Below are 17,540 nucleotides of genomic sequence, written 5' to 3' on the forward strand. Positions count from 1 at the left end.
CGCCCATGGACCTCACCACCGCCCTCGCCGGGCTCGACGACCACCCCTGGGCCACCGTCTCGCACGCCTACGGCTGCGCCGAGGACCTGCCCGACCTGCTGCGCGCGCTCGTCGAGGGCGACGACGGGGCGGCCGAGGAGGCGGTCTCCGAGCTGTACGGGAGCATCCTCCACCAGGGCACCGTGTACTCGGCCAGCGTGGACGCCGTGCCGTACCTGGCCCGGATCGCCGCCGCCGGGATCCGGACGGTGGACGTGCTGTGCCTGCTGGGCGGGCTGGCCGAGAGCGAGGACGAGTGGCAGGTCCCCGAGGGCGCCGTCCGGGCCGCCGTGGTTGCCCAACTTCCGCTCCTGCTGCAGCTGTTGGCCGACCCGGACGAAACCGTCCGGCTGGCCGCCGCCTGGGCCGTCGGCCACACCCGGGACGGCGCGGCCGCACCGGCCGCCCTGGGGGAGCGCTGGACGGCCGAGCAGGATCCGGAGGTGGCCGCCGAACTGCTCGTCGCCCTCGGCCGGGTGGACCTGAGCACGGCCGCCGGGGAGGCCCGGGTGCTGCTCGGCGAGGAGACCCCGGTGCCGCTGCGGCTGGCCGCGGTCCTGGTCTGCCTGCGGAACGAGGAGCGCTGGGGGGCCGTCCACCACGCGGCCGTGCTCGGCCTGCTGCCCGCCCGCGAGCTCACCGTCGACCGCTACAGCCTCGACCAGGAGGAGCTGCTGTACACGGTCGTCGACACCCTGCTGGAGTGCGACACCGACGCCGACCGTGAGGCGGCCCTCGACCTGCTGGAGGCGGCCCTGCGCGACCCGCGCCCTGAGGTGCAGGCCGAGGCCCTGTGGGCGGCCGACCACGCCTGCTACGTCTCGCGCGGCGCCCCGTCCCGGCTGATCGCGGCCGTCACCCCGCTCGCCGCCCAGGACACCGCAGCGAGCCTGCTGGCCAAGCTCGGCCCGCTCGCCGCCGAGGCCGCGCCCGTCCTCGTCGGACTCGCCGACCGGCCGGACGACGGGCCGGACGACGCGCCGAACGGCGGGCCGGAGGGCGCGCCGAACGACGGGCCGGACGACAAGGTGGCCGACGAGGCCCTCGCGGCGCTGGTCCGGATCGCCCCCCGGCAGGCCGCCCCGCTGCTGGCCCGCGACCTGGAGCGGCGCCCGCGGGCCCGCCACGCCGCGGGTGACTCGCGGGCCCCGGCCTTCCCCTTCGATCCGGAGCTGCTCGCCGCCGTGCGCGCCCGGCTGGCCGTCGAGGGGCTCGGTACCAACGAGACCGCCGACCTGGTCCACCTGCTGCGGCGGTGGGGCCCGCGGGCCGTCGCCGGCCTGCCCGAGCTGTGCGCGGTGCTGCCCCGCTTCCCGTACGCCGCCTCCGCCGTCGCGGCCGTCGTCGCCGGCGGCCCGCCCGAGGCGCGCGAGCGGGCTGCCGAGGCGCTGCGGGCGGAGGCGGGACAGCTCCAGGCGGCCCGCGCCCACTACGACGTCACCGGCGAACCCGACCTCCTGCTCGCCGCCGTCACCGAACGGCTGGCGGCCTCGCGCGAACGGGCCGAGACGGCCCGGGCGGCCGCCGACCTGGGCCCGGTCGCCGCCGGACTGCTCCCGGCCCTGCTCGCCGCGGTCAGCGAGGACCCCGAGCCGACCGCCCCGCAGCTGGACGCCGACGTCGCGACGGCCCGCGCCGTCTGGCAGATCGACGGTGACGCCGAGGAGGCCGTCCGGATCCTGGCGTCCGTCCTCGACCGCACCGCCGGGAGCCGGCTGTGGGCCCGTTGGACGGTGGTCGGCGCGCTGCGCGCCGCCGCGTCCCTCGGGGCGGCCGGCCGGGACCTGGTACCCCGGCTGGAAGCGCTGCTCGACGACCCGGAGAAGGCCGCCGGCGCTGCCCGCGCCCTGCTCGACATCGCGGACCCCGACACCGTCGACCTCGGCCGCCTCGCCCGGGCCGCGCTCCACGCGGTCGAGACGGGCGCCGACGTCACGGGCGGCTGCGAGGCCCTGCACGCGCTGGGCGCCGCCGCCCGGGACACCGACCTGCTCCCGTACGTCGGCGAGCTCGTCGAGCGCGACGGCCGGATCGTCACCTCCGGCCTCGCGTACGACATCATCCGGGAGGACGAGCGGCTGCGCGCCCTCCTGGCCGAGCTGCGCTGATCCGAGCGCGCTGATCCGCGCCGCGCTGAGCCGGGGCCCGCCGGAGCCGACTGTCAGTGCCAGGCCGTAGCTTGGGAGGTGTCGGCGGGCCGGTCCCGAACCGACCCCCATCTCCGTTGCCCGAAAGGGGACTCCGTCGTGTCCGTCGCCGTGGAAGAGCAGGTCACGTACCTCGAACTGTCCGAGGACGAGGGGAGCGCGCACAAGTTCTACGAAGTGCGGCTCGCCGGCCAGGTGGTGACGGTGCGCTACGGGCGGATAGGCGAGCCCGGGCAGAGCAAGTCGACGACGTTCCCGAGCCCGGAGAAGGCGGCCGCGTCGGCGGCCAAGAAGATCGGCGAGAAGGTCCGCAAGGGCTACGCCCCGGCCGTCCGGGGCGTGCGCCAGCGCCGGGCGGTGACCAGGCGGCAGATCGTCAGCAGCCGCTCGACCGCCCGTCAGGCACCGCTGCTGTGGCGCTTCCGCTCCGGCTCGCCCGCCTTCGGGATCTTCGTCGGCGAGGAGCACGCCTGGGTCGGCAACGAGCGCGGCGACGTCTACACCCTCACCCACGACGGCGAGGTGACGGCCCGCTACGGCCTGCCGGACGGCGTCAAGTGCATCGTCGCCGACGACTGGTGGATCTACGCCGGCTGCGACGACGGCAAGGTGTACGACCTGGGCGGCAAGGTCCCGCGGGTGGCGTACGAGATCGCCCAGGACGTGGACATCTTCTGGCTCGACATCCACGACGGCGTGCTCGGCGTCGCCGACGAGCGCGGCGGGCTCACGACGGTGGACCACGAGGACGAGTTCCAGTGGCGCCGACAGGCCGACGGCCGGGCCGGCTGGATGGTGCGCTGCGACGCCGACGGCGTCTACCACGGCCACTCGCGCGGCGTCGCCCGCTACGACAACCGCAGCGGCGACCAGCGGTGGCACACCCCGACCAACGGCGAGGTGCTGTTCGGTTGGCAGGAGGCCGACGAGGTGTTCGCCGGCACCGGCCGCGGCTGGGTGCACCGGCTGCGCAAGTCGGACGGCGCCGAGGTGGCCACCTACCGCTGCGACGCCGCCGTCTTCTCCTGCGCGGCCTCCCCGGACGGCGAGTACGTCTTCGCCGGGGACAACCACTCCTCGGTGTACTGCTTCGCCGCCGACGGCACCCGGCTGTGGAAGCTCGCCACCGGCTGCGGTTCGGCGTACAGCATGCAGTACCGGGCGGGGCGGCTCTACCTGGTGACCACCGACGGCTCGCTGGCCTGCCTGGACGCCGGCGAGCAGGCGGTGCGGGCGGCCGAGGACGGCACGCTGCCGGAGACCGCCGAGATCAAGGGCGCGGGCTGGGAGCCGGTGCTGGCCGGCGCCGGGCCGGAGACGGTCGAGGTGGTCACCGCCCGGACCGGCGGCGAGGTCGAGGTCGAGTGCGTCCAGGACGGCGTCCGGCTGCGGATGCGGGTGGTCTCGCAGGGCTACGACCCGTCGTGGCGGGTGCAGTTCCCCAAGGACATCCGGATCGCCGGGGCCCGCTACCTGGTCGCCGAGGTGCGGGAGTCCGCCTCGGGCGGCTTCTACCGGGCGCGCGGCGAGATCAAGCGCCTGCTCTGACCCCGGGCTCCCGCGACCGGGGCCCGGATGCCGTGTCCGACCCCGGGGGCCCGGGCCCCGACCCCGGGCTCCCGTGACCGGGACCCCGGGCGGCCGTACGGGGGTGACGGCCGCCCGGGGAGTCCGTGCGTCAGACGAGCCGCAGCACCAGCTTGCCGGTGTTCTCGCCCCGGAAGAGCATCCCGAAGGTCTGCGGGAAGTCGTCCACGGTGCCCTCCACCACCTGCTCCTTGACCTTGATCCGGCCGCCCGCGATCCAGCCGGCGAGCTCGGCGGCCGCCTCCGGGTACCGGCGGGCGTAGTCGAACACCACGAAGCCCTCCATCCGGGCCCGCCGCACCAGCAGGGACAGGTAGTTGGACGGGCCCCGCACGGCGCCCTCGTTGTTGTACTGGCTGATGGCGCCGCAGACCACCACCCGGGCGTGCATCGCCAGGCGGGTCAGCGCGGCGTCCAGGACGGGGCCGCCGACGTTGTCGAAGTAGACGTCGATGCCGTCCGGGGCGTGGGTGCGCAGGGCCTTGCGGACGTCCTCGGCGCGGTAGTCGATCGCGGCGTCGAAGCCCAGCTCGCCGGTGAGCAGCGCGCACTTCTCCGGGCCGCCCGCGATGCCCACCACCCGGCAGCCCTTCACCTTGGCGATCTGGCCGACCAGGCTGCCGACCGCCCCGGCGGCGCCGGAGACGACGACGGTCTCGCCCTCCTTGAGCGCCCCGACCTCCAGCAGCCCGAAGTACGCCGTCATCCCGGGGATCCCGAGGGCGCCCAGGTACGTCGACAGCGGCGCGAGCGCGGGATCGACCGTGAGCGCGCCCTTCCCGTCCGAGACCGCGTACTCCTGCACCCCGAAGGCCCCGACCACGTGGTCCCCGACCCGGAACCCCGGGTGGTTCGACGCCACGACCTCCACCACCGAGCCGGCCCGCATCACCTCGCCCAGTCCCACCGGCGGCAGGTACGAGGGCCGGTCGTCCAGCCATCCCCGCATCGCCGGATCCAGCGACACGTACCGCGTCCGCCCGAGGAACTCGCCCTCGCCCGGCTCCGGCACCGCCTCCTCCCCGTGCGCCCAGTCCTCCGGACGCACCTCCCCGACCGGTCGACTGGCAAGGCGGATCTGACGGTTGACTCCGGTGGCTCCGGCCATGACGTCTCCTGGGGCGCTCGGGCTCGACGGCTGAACGCGCCCGATTCTAAGCAAGCGCTTGTTCAATTGGCCAGAGTGGGACATCGCTGGAGACGGACTAGGCTTCGCCCCGTGGAGACCGAGATCATCGAAGGGGTCACCGTCCCGGTGACGCACTCCTGGGCGCATCAGAGCACCGTCGACCTGCTCCGCGGGCAGCTCGCCCCGGTCCTGCGGTCGAGCGGCCTGTTTTCCGGCTCCGGCGATCTGGCCCTGCCGGGCACGGCGGACCGCTACGTGCCCGACCTGGCCGTCGTGCCAACCGAACTGGCCGGGCACGAAGGCGCGTTGACGCCCGACCGGACGCTGCTGGTGGTCGAGGCGACCGAGCCTTCCAGCGCCGAGACCGACCGGACGGTGAAGCGCCGGCGCTACGCCCAGTTCGGTGCGCCGCTCTACCTCCTGGTGGACCGGCAGGAGCGGGCCTGCACGCTGTTCTCCCAGCCCGGCGCGCTCGGCTGGACCCGGGTCGAGGGGCCGCACCCGTTCGGGGTGCCGGTGCGACTGCCAGAGCCGTTCGAACTCGACCTCGACACCGGCGAGTTCTGAGTCAGTACCGGTCCGCGAGGTGGCCGTAGCCGCCGGCCGTCCAGACGACGCGGCGGAACTCCGGGAGGCTGAGGGCGGCCGTCGGCACGCCGGTGGGTACGCCGGTGGTGGGCGGAAAGTGGACGGTGCCGCAGCGGGCGCAGTACCAGGCCTGGGCCCAGAGGTGTTCGGCCCGGGGCCGGCCGGCGAGTTCGCGGTCGGCGGAGGCGCGGAGCGCGGCCGCGGTGACGAGGAGGACGGTTCCGGCGATGACGGCGACCACCGGGATCACCACGGGGATCTCGAAGGCGTGGTGGTCCCGGACCGGTGCGGCGAAGGCGGGCGCGTCGTCGTCGAACTGCCGGGCGAAGTTCCCGGCGAAGAACGTGAAGAAGGCGATCACGAGGGCGACGGCGCCCAGTACTGTCGCCGTGCGGCCGGGTTGCTGGTCGCGGATCGGGACGGGTGCCAGGGCGCGGGCGAGGTCGGAGACGACCTCGCGGGTCCGGTGGTCGCCGCTCCCCTGCGAGGGCCGGGTGGTGACCCGCGTCCTCCCCGCGTGGTACACGGCCGGGACGCCGCGGACCTGGTCGGTGAGCCCGCAGTTCGGGCAGGGGTGCAGGGCGGGCGGCGGCGGTACGGGTGTGGCGTGGTAGGGCCCCATCGCGGTCTCCCCCCCGGGGGCGGCGTCCGGCCGGGGCGGCCGTCCGTCCGTACCGGCTTGGGACGCCGTGCCGGACGCGGTGGTTGCGGCCGACTCCCGCTGCCTGTCCGCCTGTTGGGGACAGGGAAGTGGTCGGGCGGGTCAGCCCTCGGCGGGCGTCGGCTGCGGACGCCAGCCGAGGGCGGGCCCGAGCCGGGTCGCCAGGTCGGTGAGGATCTGCACGTAGTCCTCGTGTTCGAAGGTGAACGGCAGGGCGAAGGCGACCTCGTCCACTTCGCGGTAGCCGGCGTGGGCGTGCAGCCGTTCGACGAGTTCCTCGGTCGTCCCGACCAGGTCGGGGGCGAACAGCAGCCGGGCGGGGCCCTGCGGGGCGAGGGTGCGCGGGGTGCGGGCGAGGGTGTAGGCCCGGTACTTGGCGCGCTGCTCGGGGGTTGCGCTGTCGGTGGGGATGACCACCAGGCCGTGGGAGACCCGGGCGCGCTCGCCGTCGGGGTGGCGCTCGCGGAAGGCGCGGATCTGGGCGGCCTGGATGGAGGCGAAGTCGAGCGGGCCCTCCTCGCTCTCCGGCTTCACCACGCTGCTGGTGAGCAGGTTGATCCCCTGCTCGCCGGCCCAGCGGGCCGAGCGCAGGCTGCCGGCGCCGTACCAGAGCCGGGACGCCAGGCCGGGGGAGTGCGGCTGGACGCGGCGGGAGTACACCTCGATGCCCTCGGTGCCGGCGAAGTCGGAGGCGTCCTCGCCGCGGACCAGGGCGAGCAGCCGTTCGGCGCGCCGGGGGCTGAAATCCTCCTGCTCGCCGGTGTCCGGGTAGAGCGCGCCGCGCACCTGCTCGTAGTGGGTGGGCGGGCCGACGCTGAAGCCGGGGTTGAGCCGGCCGCCGGAGAGGACGTCCACGGTGGCCAGGTCCTCGGCGAGCCGCAGCGGGTTCTCCCAGCCGAGCGGGGTGACGGCGGTGCCGAGCTGGATGCGGCTGGTGCGCTGGGTGGCGGCGGCGAGCACGGCGATCGGGGAGGAGATGCCGTACTGGAGGTGGCGGTGGCGCAGCCAGGCGCTGTCGAAGCCGAGCCGCTCGCCGAGGGTGATGAGGTCGAGGGTGGATTCGTGGCCGCGGCGGGGGTTCGCCTCGTCGAAGAGCCCGATGGTCAGGAAGCCGAGTTTCCGCAGCGGGCGAGGGGTCGGCGACATGGTGGGCTCCGCGAGGGGTGAGGGGCGGCCGGGTGAGGGCCGGTCGAGATGGCGCGTTCCGAACGTAGGCGGCCGCCGGGCTGTCCGACAAGATCGACGCACGATCCGGTCACCGGCCCGCAATACGGCGCAACGCGGGTGTCACGTGCGGCGGCTCCCACCCCGGTGGGCAGGGTGGGAGCCGCCGCGATCCGGGTCGCGCCCGGGCCGGCTCGGGTCGTGCCCGGGCTCTGCTCGGGCCGTGCTCGGGCCGCGTCCAGGTCGCGTCCGGGGGCTGTCAGCAGCTGCGCAGCTCCGGGCTCTGGTTGCGGATCTGGTTGTGCAGCGAGGTGAACTCGCGGTACGCCGCGCTGTCCTCGGCGCCGGGGCGGAAGGCGCCGACGCGGTGGCAGTTGACGAAGGCGAGCTTCACCCCGAAGTGGCTCTCCAGGCTGCCCCGGATCGCGTTGCTGGCGAGCGCGCGCAGCAGCTGGGCGCGCTGCTCGTCGCTGGGCGTGGTGTTGTCGGTGGTGAACTCCTCCTGGCCGGTGGCGAGTTCGGTGCTGAGCCCGGACACGACCTGGTAGGCGTACGGGAGGGAGGTGCGGACGGTCTCGAGGAAGTCGGCCTCGTCGACGCGGCCCTGCTGGGCCTGGGCGAGGAGGGCGGGGGAGACGTCGAGCGACATGGAGGTCCTCTTTCGGGGATGCGTGGGCTTCGACCGGTGGCGGGCAGCGGTGACCGGCGGAACGGGCAGCGCTCACCCGCACCGGTTATCGAAGATGAAAACCATTGCAAGAAAGACTCTCCCGGTCACCCCGACGCCGTGTCAAGCGCCGCCCCCCGAAGGACTGACGGCGGGTGGCACCGGCAGGTGGCCGACCTTGATCACGAACACCGCGATCAACACCGCCGGCGCCGCGAAGACCAGGCCCATCTGGAAGGCGCTGGCGATGCCGTGCACCAGTACCTGCGAGGAGTACGGCGCGGGGAGCCGGCCGGTGGCCCGGGCCTGGGCGAGCTGCTGCGGGGTGGCCTGCCGCAGGAACGCCCCGGCCTGCTGCCGGGCCTCGTTGCGGCTGGCCGTGCCGAACACGGTGACCAGGATCGACAGGCCGAGCGAGCCGCCCACCTGCTGGGTGGTGTTGAGCATGCCGGTGGCGGCGCCGGTCTCGTGCGGGGCGACGTGGGAGACGACGGTCAGCATCACCGGGACGAAGATCGATCCCATGCCGAAGCCGAACAGCAGGGCCGGGCCGAGGACGCCGCCGACGTAGGTGCTGTCCCGGTTCGACAGGGTCTCGCCGTATCGATGCTGACTCTTTGCCGACTTCTGTGAGTGGCCGTCAGATCAATCCCTTGGCCCTCGTAGTATGGGCATTGGCAACCGGGCCAAGAGGTCCTAGCAGAAGCCGATGCGGGCGTGACTGTCGAGCTTGGTGCTCGTTGGTCGGTGCGTGGGGACGAGGGTGTCTCGTCCTGGGTCGTGTCGGATGAACTGTGGGGACTGGTACCGCCGTTGCTGCCGCCGGAGCCGCCGAAGCTGAAGCCGGGGTCGTCCTCGGGTGCTGGACCGGCAGGCCCTGTGCGGGATCCTGTTCGTGCTGCACACCGGAATTCAGTGGGAATACCTGCCGCAGGAGCTCGGCTTCGGCTCGGGCATGACCTGCTGGCGGCGCCTGGCGGCCTGGAACGAGGCCGGTGTGTGGGACCGGCGGCAACCGCAACGATGTCACCCAGCTGCTGCCCCTGCTCGCGAAGGTCCCCGCCGTGGCCGGCCTGGTCGGCCGGCCACGGCGCAGACCGGACGTCCTGCTCGCCGACCGGGACTACGACCACGACAAGTACCGGCGCCTGGTGTGGAAGCAGGGCATCAAGCCGGTGATCGCCCGCCGCAGAGGTCCACATGGATGCCCTGGCTCACGCATCCCCGGGGATGCGTGAGCCAGGGCATCCGGGCTCACGCGCCGGTCAGTACTGGGTGGTGACGGTGACGCCGCTGAAGGCGGTCTTGCCGTAGAGGGTGATGTAGCGGTAGCCGGCCGTGGTGTTGGTGACGGTCACGGTCTGGGTGGTGCCGCTGTTCGTGGAGGAGACGGCGTAGTCCGTGTTGGAGGCCCAGCGGTCCGGGCTGTAGTAGAGGTAGGCGGTCCCGGTGCCGCCGGTGGTGGAGACGGTCAGCGTGGTGGTGCCGGCCGGCATGTAGATGTACATCTGGTCCGAGCTTCCGGCGTCGGCGGCGCGGCCGGTGCGGAAGCAGTTGTAGTCCAGCTTCCGGGCGTCGGGGTCGGTGCAGGCCGCCGGTGCGGCGGGCGCGGTGACGGTGACGGTCCGGGTCGTGGTGGCCGTCTTGCCGTTGCTGTCGGTGACGGTGAGGGTGACGGTGTAGGTACCGGCAGCGCGGTAGGACTTCGACGGGGAGGCCGCGGTACCGGTGGTGCCGTCGCCGAAGTTCCAGGCCCAGCCGGTGATGCTGCCCTTGCCGGCGGTCTCGGTGGAGCGGTCGGTCAGCTGGACGTTCAGGTCCCGCACCGTGGCGTCGAAGGCCGCCTTCGGGGTGCCCGCGGTGAGGCAGGTGTCGGTGGCGCAGGTGTCGAGCCACCTGGTGAAGTCGGCGTCGTAGGCGGTGCCGATGCCGTTGTAGTACGCGTAGGCGCGGGCGTAGTCGCCGGTGCGGAGGAAGCCGAGCATGGTCTGGACGACGCCCGGGAAGCGCTCGATCATGTAGCGGGCGGCCAGGTAGCCCCAGTGGTAGGTGCGGACGACGTCGCTGTTCAGGTACGTGCTCTGGAGCAGGGTGCTGAGCGCGTAGGTGTGCTTGGGTGCCTGGGCCACCGCGTTGAGGTCGGTGACGCCGCGGTAGGTGTAGGAGATGTACTCGGCGACGCCCTCGATCCACCACAGGTCGGGCACGCTGGTCTGCTGGTAGAAGTCGCCCTTCATGTCGTAGCGGGCGTCCAGGACGTGGGCGTACTCGTGGTTGAGGTTCCAGATCCGGGCGGTGAAGCCGTTCTCGTTCGGGTGCCGGTACATGAGGGAGACCGGCTGGTTGGCCGGGTCGCTCGGGGTCCCGGTCAGGGTGACCCCGCCGTTGTTGGTGTTCGCCTCGTACATCGCGCCGGCGTAGGTCTGGTAGTCGGCCTGACTCGCGAAGACCACGAGCTGCACGGACGACTCGTACTGGCCGGGGATGGGGCCGTTGTCGCGGACGAGGCCGTGGAAGTACGCGTCCTCGCCCTTGAGGTCGGCGCAGACGGCGGCGAGTTCGGCCGCGGTGAGGTCCTGGGCCAGGACGGTGAGGGTGGCGTTGCAGGTCTGCCTGATCGGCAGCACGGCCTTGGTCAGCCGCTGCTTCAGGTCGCAGACGCCGTAGTAGGAGCACTGGTCCTTGTCGAAGAAGGCGGCCGTGTTGGCCGTGCCGACCCACAGCGGGGCGGTGGGGCCGGTCATCGACGAGCTGTCGAGCAGGGCCTTGGCCAGCGGGCGGATCCTGTCCTGGAACGCCGGGTACTTGACGAACCGGGTCAGCTCGATGCCGGCGTTGGAGACCAGGAAGCCGGGGTAGGTGCCGAGCAGGTCGTGGTGGGTGCGGGTGAACGCGTCGAGGGTGTCGATGATGCCCGGGTCCGCGGTCACGGCGTCGACGAAGGACTTGCTCTCGTGCCCCCGGTCCAGCGCGGAGAGGGCGCTGTTGACGTACGTGAGCAGGTTCTTCGAGCTGTCGTACGCGCTGGTGTAGCCGTTCAGCACCTGCCGGTAGGTATTCAGGTAGCGGCCCTGCTGGCCGGTGCTGTCGGTGAGGATGATGACGTCGTTGGCGACCTGGCCGTTCGCGTCGGTGACGTCCGCGGCGTGCGGGCCGGCCAGGAAGGCGTCGACGCCGCGCGTCACGGCGGCGGTCAGCGTCGCGTCGTAGGGGCCGACGTGCGCGAGGTCCTTGTCCTGCACGTAGTAGCCCGCGCGCAGGTACAGGACGACCTGCCAGGTGGCGGCGGAGTTGTCGCCGGGGTAGGAGGCGGCGGCGCTCTGGAAGGCGTCGGCCATCGTCGCCATCTGGCTCTGGCGGAACAGGGCCGAGGCGTACGGGCTGCCGCCGAGCTGGAACAGCGAGCCGATGCACTGGGGGGTCGAGGCCTTGACGTAGGACACCAGAGCGGCCCCGGTCCGGCCGGCGAAGTCGGCCGGGGTGCACGACTGGGTGGTGACCGGCCCCGCCGCGAGCGCGCGCGGTGCGGCCTTGGCCAGGCCCTTGTCCTGGCCGGTCTCCGCCGGCGCCGTGCCGGACAGCGGGTTGACCAGCGGCAGGTGCGCGGCGGTGAGCCCGCGGGACTGCGGCGCGCCCGGGCTCTCGGGATCGGCGAACGGACTGCCGGGAACCTCCGACGAGCTGCCGGAAGGCTGATGCGGGCTGGCGGCGACCGGTGCGGGGGTGACCGGTGCGGGGGCGGCCTGGCTCGGTCCGGCGGATATACCGAGCAGGACGGTGCCTGCCGCGGCAGCTGCGGCCAGCAGCCTGGACATGCGTGAGAGCGGACGCATCGTCTATTCCTTTGTGGGGGAAACGCGAACGGAGCGCCACGGACGTGGGGAAGTGGGAGGCATCCGCAGCGTGTGACGCACCGTCTCACAAGATCGGCGGGGCTATCAATAGGGTGTGACATGTCACCTGCCTCGGGTTCACCTCTGCCGAAAACGGCGGCCCTGGCACACCAGGGCCTGGCAGGCGAAGCGGTGCACCCGCAGGGCAGCCGTCACGGGCCGCCCGCAGCTGGGCAGATCCGACGGATAGCGCAGGTAGGAGCCGTGGACCCGCTCCGACCACGTCCCGCAGTCCGGGCATGACGCACCCGGAGCAGCCACGCGGGCGGCGATCCGCACCACCGCACCGGACGCTTCGACACCGAAGACCTCCACCCGGGGCAGCGACGGGAACAGCAACTCGCCGAGCCACGACCACGAGCGACCAAGCCCCGGCTCGCCCTGCAGATGACCGTGGCGGCGCTGGATGCCGGAGTGAGCACGTCGTGGGTAACCGGCGACGAGACCGACGGCCAGGACCCCGGCCTGCGGGCCGGACTGGAGGCCCGCGAAGTCGGCTACGTGCTGGCGGTCTCCTGCGCGACCAAGGTGCGGATCAACCAGGGCCGCACCGCGATCCGCGCGGACGAGGCTGCTGATCGCCTGCCCGCCTCAGCCTGGCACCGGCGAAGCGCCGGTCCCGGGGCCAAGGGTCCCCGCTGCTACGACTGGGCCTGGGTGCACATCGGCACGGGCGACCACCGTCACCTGCTGATCCGCCGCAACCCCACCACCAGCGAACTCGCCTTCTACCTGTGCTGGTTACCCCAGATCGTCCCGCTGTCCGAACTCGTGCGAGTCGCCGACACCCGCTGGTGCATTGAAGAATGCTTCCAGGCGGCCAAGGGCCAGGTCGGCCTGGACCACTACCAAGTCCGGAAATGGACCGCCTGGCACCGGCACGTCACCCAGGCCATGCTCGCCCTCGCGTTCCTGGCCATCGCCGTTCAGGACGCGCGGCCGACCAGACCTGCGGATCCGAACCGCCCGGCCCGAGCCGAGAGTTGGTCGACCTGACCGTCCCGGAAATCCGCCGCTTGATTGGTGCGCTGTTCAGCCCCGTCATGTCCCTGCGTGCACTCCTGCACTGATCGAACTGGCCCAGAAGCCACCAAGTTTCGGCACGTCGCAGCCACTACCGGCGGCGACTCTCCGTCCCCGCAGGCACGTAGACCGCGAAGTCGCACTGGAGTATTGGAGGGCATCTGATCTATGTTGCGGGCGGTTTGTCCAGGGGTGAGTGACCGGATCTCGGGTGGGTCGTTGCAGGGCTCGTGACTTCTCGGCGCCCGTACCGCAGTGATGTGTCCGATGCCCGGTGGGGCCTGATCGAACCGGTCCTCATAGCCTGGCGGGGCCGCCGCACCGGCCCCGGCGCGGCGGCCCGAGTTCATGACCTGCGGGAGATCGTGAACGTGATCCTCTACGTCAACCGGACCGGCATCCCGTGGGAGTACCTGCCGCACGACTTTCCGCCGTACAAGACCGTCTACGACTACTACGCCAAGTGGGAATCCGGCGGCACCACGCAGCAGGTCCACGACCTGCTGCGTGACCGAACCCGGCGGGCCCACGGCCGTGACACGCGTGCGTCTGCGGCTGTTCTGGACGCCCAGAGCGTGAAGACCTCCGGCAAAGTCGCCGAGACCGACCAGGGCATCGACGCGGCCAAAAGATCAAGGGCCGTAAGCGCCACCTGGCCACCGACACCCTGGGCCTCCTGCTTGCCGTGATCGTGACCGCGGCATCGGTCCAGGGCTCCGCCGGCGGCAAGCGCCTGCTCGACGAACTCGCCGCCGACCAGCCGACCGTGACCAAAGTCTGGGTCGACGGCGGCTACAACAACACCGTGACCAACCAGGGAGTCGGCCTGGGTATCGACGTCGAGGTCGTCAAACGCCCGACCGCAGCCGGCTTCCAGGCCCTGCCGAAGCGCTGGGTGATCGAGCAGACCTTTGGCTGGCTGTTGCAGCACCGCCGTCTGGCCCGCGACTACGAAGCACTGCCACAACGGTCCCGCACGATGGTCCACTGGGCCATGGCTAACAAAATGAGCCGCGCACTCACCGGAGAATCCACCCCAACCTGGCGAATCGATCCGGGTGAAACGGGCATTTCCGCATAGAAGTTGATCAGATGCCCTCTTGCTGATCGTTTCAGAAAGAGGTTCGGCGCTTCCGAAGGGCGTCCTGAAGGGAGCCGGGGCACACGTATCTGGCCTCGCCGGGCGTAGGCGCTGCGGTTTGAGGTCAGCGGGCGTGGGGTGCTCGCGGGGAAGGTCCGGTACCCGGGTAGGCGGGCGGACAACCTTCCTGGGCGGGCGTTATGGGAGGGCCGTTGAGCCGGGCACAGGTTCTGGCCAAGTTCAGTGAAGTGTGCCGCTGTTGTGATCGGCCTGTGTACTTTCGAGCGATCCGGAAGGCATCGCTTCGCTATGGGGCTGGCGCTCCATTCCCTGGCGGCCATGCCGACGTCTCCTTCATCTTCCTTGCAGATGGGAATCGTGATGAGCACTCCGAGTACCGGAACACCTGCCACCACCCCTGCAACGACTCCAGCGAGCGCGACGGCCCCGGCGAGTACGTCGCCCCAGTTCGAGGTGGACAAGACGATGCTCGACGGCCCGACGCCGAAGGACTTGCTCCCCACCACCGGCAACTACCCGACGGAGATCGTCCGGTACCGCTCGGTGGTGCTCACCGACATTCCCGGGGCGAAGCCGGCACGCGCCCTGACCGGTGCCATCGACCTCGGCGAGGAGAACCTGCCGTTCTACAACCGCCCGGCCGAGGGCATGATCGTCACCACCGAGCAGAGCTGGTCGGCCCAGGGCGTCACGCTCGGCCGACTGCTGCACAGCCTCGCGCTCGCGCCCGGCGAGAGCACCAGGGTCGCGGTTGTCGACTGGCAGCGCACCACTAGGGCTACCGGCACCGAGACGGCGTCCGAGGCCGAGGCACTGTCCGGGACCACCGACCAGAACCGGTCGATCAGCGAGGTCGCGAACGCGATCGCCCGCGAGGAGCAGGACGGCAGCTCCCTGGGGTTCCAGTCCAGCCAGTCGTCCAGCTCCGGCGGCAGCGTCGGCGTCGCGTTCTTCAATATCGGCGCCGGCGGCAACTGGAGCAAGTCGTCGAACACGGGCATCGCGACGTCGGTGTCGCGCTCCACGGGCGTGAAAACAGTCGCGGCGGAGACGACGCAGCGGATCAGCGCGCGGACCCAACAGCTGGCGACCGCGGCCCGCAGCCGGAACATGACGGTCGTACGCGAGACGACGCAGACGGAGAAGGACCAGGTCCTCACCCGGGTCGTCACCAACTACAACCACATGCACGCGATGTCGGTGCAGTACTACGAGGTCGTCCAGGTCTACAGCGTCACGACCAGGCCGACCAAGCTCGAACGCTGCCTGTTCATCCCGCTGCAGGAACTCACCTTCACCCACACCAGCCTCCAGCGGTACAAGGAGGTACTCGCGTCGGTGGCACCGGTCGACTGGGCGGCGAAGATCCGCGCGGCGAACCCGTTCGACACCGCCGTGCGCAGGCTCGACGCGTGCTCGGCACCGGAGGTGCCGACCAGGCAGGAGTTCGACGGGGTGGAACTGGCCGACATCGCCGCTTCGACGATGGGCGTGTACGGGGTGCGCAAGGCCGACGGCAGCCCGGTCCGGTTCGACCCGGCGACGCAGCGGTGGAACGCGCTGCCCACCACGGGCCTGAGCGGTGGCCTGTCCCGCATCGCACCGGGCAAGAACACCGTCTGGGCGCTCAGAGCCACCGACAACATGGTCGTCCAGTTCGACGGGACGACCTGGCGCCCCGACCCGGCGACTGGCTGGGGGCTGCGCATCGCCTGCGGCACGGACGACTCGGTCTACGTCGTCGGCACCAACAACGTGATCCACCAGCGCGGCCAGAGCTCATGGTCGAACTTGGGCATCGTGGCCGACGACATCGCCGTCACCGGCAAGGACAAGCTGTGGTACTTCCGGCAGGGGGTCGTGTACGAGCGCAGTGGCAGCAACTGGGTGCAACGCAGCGCGACGGGCGTGCAGCGTCTGTCCGCCACGTCCGACGGCGCGCTCTGGGCCGTCGTCCAGCCTCAGTCCAGCACCGAAACCATGCCCCTCCTGGTGGAGTCCGGCGCGACGACCATGGTCCGCCCCACGGCTGACGGCCTCCAGAGCGTCACCGGCCTGGCACAGATCGCCTCGGCCGCCGCCGCCGACTACTGGGTGCGGATGAACAACGGGACAGTACGCCGGATCCTGGGACGAGAGACACCCGTAGCCTTCGACGACCAGCCGAAGGAAGACTCCTCCTACGCGTCCAGAATCGACGTCTGGTCCGACGACACCGCAATCCGCGGCATCCAGATCATCTTCCCCAGCCACACCTTCGGCTGCGGCGACATCGCCGCCTCCGGCACGCAGCAGGCGACCTACACCTTCGGCGCCGCCGACAAGCTGATCTCCTACGACGCCTGGTCCGGCAAGACCGCCCGCGGCAGCCTCGCCGGGTTGCGCCTGAAGATGACCTCGGGCGTGGCCAACTTCGGCGTCGCCGCGACCAGCAACGTCGCACCCGACCTGTCCGAGGACGCCGGGGGCGCCTCGGCCATCTGCGGGCTGTTCGGCTCGACGGTGAAGTCCGGCAGCCGCACCTACGTCGCGTCGCTCGGCTTCCACGTGCGGGGCGGGAACGTGCCCCAGTCGGTCCTGGACCACCTGAACGACAACCGCCGGCACTACAGCCAGGCCGTGTGGGCCAACGCCGACGAGCTGACGCTCAGCCGCATCCTCGCCAACTACTCGTACGCCCCCGCGGGTTCGACCGCCGCGCCGGTCCCGCTCGGCATGCTGCTGGACCCGAAGCCGATCGCCGCCACCGGCAACTACCTCGGCTTCCGCTGGAACTTCGCCAGCGAGGAGGAACGACAGGAGTGGACCGACTCCCGCAAGGCGAGCGACAACACGTTCGGAGTACCGGTGACCAACACGATCGCCATCGCCACCAACGGCGTCTTCGCCGAGGCCGTCCTCGGCCGGTCCAACTCGGCCGAGAAGATCGATCTCACCCGCTTCTGGAACTGGAAGGACTCGCCCCTCCAGATCACACCGGCCGACATCGCCCCGGTGTCCACCGCCTCACGTGCGCAGAACCTCGACACCACCGCGGCCGGCATGGGCGTCTCCCAGGCGAAGTTCGCGCCGACGGTGGTGATGCCCGACCCGGTCGGCCTTCAGACGGCGCAGGCCATCGCCACCGCGAACCTGTTCCGCGACATGAGCGGCCTCAACACCATGAGCCAGGTACTCGTCAAGGGCATCGAATCCGCCGCCACCAACGACAAGGAAGCCGGCGTACGCGCCCAGGAAGCCCTGAAGACCGCCACCGAACACCTCCAGAAGATGGCCCAGATCGCGGTCGACGCGGCCGGCAAGGCGGCACCGGCCGCGACCGGCGGTGCCAGCAACCTCAGCGCCCTCGGCGGCATGCTCAACCAGGGCAGCAAGGCCGCCGCGGACACCAAGTAGCAGTCCACGGCACCGTCCAACGGCCGGCTCTCGCAGAGCAAAAAACCTGATTACCGCGCGGGGCGGGGGCCGGGGGGCCCCCCGGGCCCCCCCCCCCCCCCCCCCCCCCCCAATAAGGGGGGCGACCCGGCGGTGACGGGGAGA

At 71.7% G+C, this 17,540-nt stretch carries 11 protein-coding genes and 3 pseudogenes; 7 read left to right on the forward strand and 7 right to left on the reverse strand.

Annotation, left to right across the window (positions count from 1 at the left end; translation table 11 throughout):
• Positions 1–5: 5 nt before the first annotated feature.
• The gene (locus ACFVVA_RS33890) at positions 6–2,147 is read left to right on the forward strand and encodes a hypothetical protein (protein ID WP_387694580.1); all 2,142 of its coding nucleotides are present in this window, start codon (positions 6–8) and stop codon (positions 2,145–2,147) included.
• A 150-nt stretch (positions 2,148–2,297) separates the two neighbouring features.
• On the forward strand, positions 2,298–3,734 hold the full coding sequence (locus ACFVVA_RS33895; RefSeq protein ID WP_387694593.1) for a WGR domain-containing protein: 1,437 nt from the start codon (positions 2,298–2,300) through the stop codon (positions 3,732–3,734).
• Positions 3,735–3,864: 130 nt separating this feature from the next.
• Here the strand turns inward: ACFVVA_RS33895 and ACFVVA_RS33900 are convergent, their stop codons facing one another.
• Entirely contained in the window at positions 3,865–4,881 is a 1,017-nt protein-coding gene (locus ACFVVA_RS33900; RefSeq protein WP_387694581.1) for an NADP-dependent oxidoreductase, read from the reverse strand.
• A gap of 111 nt (positions 4,882–4,992) precedes the next feature.
• Between ACFVVA_RS33900 and ACFVVA_RS33905 the strand changes: the two genes are divergently transcribed.
• Positions 4,993–5,469: a Uma2 family endonuclease gene (locus tag ACFVVA_RS33905; protein ID WP_387694582.1), complete on the forward strand. Its 477-nt coding sequence runs from the start codon at positions 4,993–4,995 to the stop codon at positions 5,467–5,469.
• A gap of 1 nt (position 5,470) precedes the next feature.
• On the opposite strand, the gene ACFVVA_RS33910 is transcribed toward ACFVVA_RS33905, so the two are convergent.
• The 4 genes from ACFVVA_RS33910 to ACFVVA_RS33925 form a co-directional block, all read right to left on the reverse strand.
• The gene (locus ACFVVA_RS33910) at positions 5,471–6,112 is read right to left on the reverse strand and encodes a hypothetical protein (protein WP_387694583.1); all 642 of its coding nucleotides are present in this window, start codon (positions 6,110–6,112) and stop codon (positions 5,471–5,473) included.
• A gap of 141 nt (positions 6,113–6,253) precedes the next feature.
• Positions 6,254–7,297: an LLM class flavin-dependent oxidoreductase gene (locus ACFVVA_RS33915; protein WP_387694584.1), complete on the reverse strand. Its 1,044-nt coding sequence runs from the start codon at positions 7,295–7,297 to the stop codon at positions 6,254–6,256.
• A gap of 277 nt (positions 7,298–7,574) precedes the next feature.
• A complete protein-coding gene (locus ACFVVA_RS33920) occupies positions 7,575–7,964 on the reverse strand; it encodes an SCO5389 family protein (protein WP_387694585.1) in 390 nt (129 codons plus the stop codon).
• 141 nt (positions 7,965–8,105) lie between these two features.
• Entirely contained in the window at positions 8,106–8,507 is a 402-nt protein-coding gene (locus tag ACFVVA_RS33925) for a hypothetical protein (RefSeq protein WP_387694586.1), read from the reverse strand.
• Between the two features lie 222 nt (positions 8,508–8,729).
• Between ACFVVA_RS33925 and ACFVVA_RS33930 the strand changes: the two are divergent.
• A pseudogene (locus ACFVVA_RS33930) lies at positions 8,730–9,187 on the forward strand (transposase); the annotation flags it as partial.
• 60 nt (positions 9,188–9,247) lie between these two features.
• Here the strand turns inward: ACFVVA_RS33930 and ACFVVA_RS33935 are convergent.
• Positions 9,248–11,797, reverse strand: a complete 2,550-nt coding sequence (locus tag ACFVVA_RS33935) for a collagenase (RefSeq protein ID WP_387694587.1) — start codon at positions 11,795–11,797, stop codon at positions 9,248–9,250.
• A gap of 156 nt (positions 11,798–11,953) precedes the next feature.
• On the reverse strand, positions 11,954–12,190 hold the full coding sequence (locus tag ACFVVA_RS33940) for a transposase family protein (protein WP_387694594.1): 237 nt from the start codon (positions 12,188–12,190) through the stop codon (positions 11,954–11,956).
• Positions 12,191–12,226: 36 nt separating this feature from the next.
• On the opposite strand from ACFVVA_RS33940, the pseudogene ACFVVA_RS33945 reads away from it, so the two are divergent.
• The 3 genes and pseudogenes from ACFVVA_RS33945 to ACFVVA_RS33955 all read left to right on the forward strand — a co-directional run.
• A pseudogene (locus ACFVVA_RS33945) lies at positions 12,227–12,871 on the forward strand (IS701 family transposase); the annotation flags it as partial.
• A gap of 257 nt (positions 12,872–13,128) precedes the next feature.
• A pseudogene (locus tag ACFVVA_RS33950) lies at positions 13,129–13,979 on the forward strand (IS5 family transposase).
• A 486-nt stretch (positions 13,980–14,465) separates the two neighbouring features.
• Positions 14,466–17,396: a hypothetical protein gene (locus tag ACFVVA_RS33955; protein WP_387694588.1), complete on the forward strand. Its 2,931-nt coding sequence runs from the start codon at positions 14,466–14,468 to the stop codon at positions 17,394–17,396.
• Positions 17,397–17,540: the final 144 nt, after the last annotated feature.

Source organism: Kitasatospora sp. NPDC058048 (genome assembly GCF_042885555.1).
GTDB lineage: Bacteria > Actinomycetota > Actinomycetes > Streptomycetales > Streptomycetaceae > Kitasatospora > Kitasatospora lactacystinica.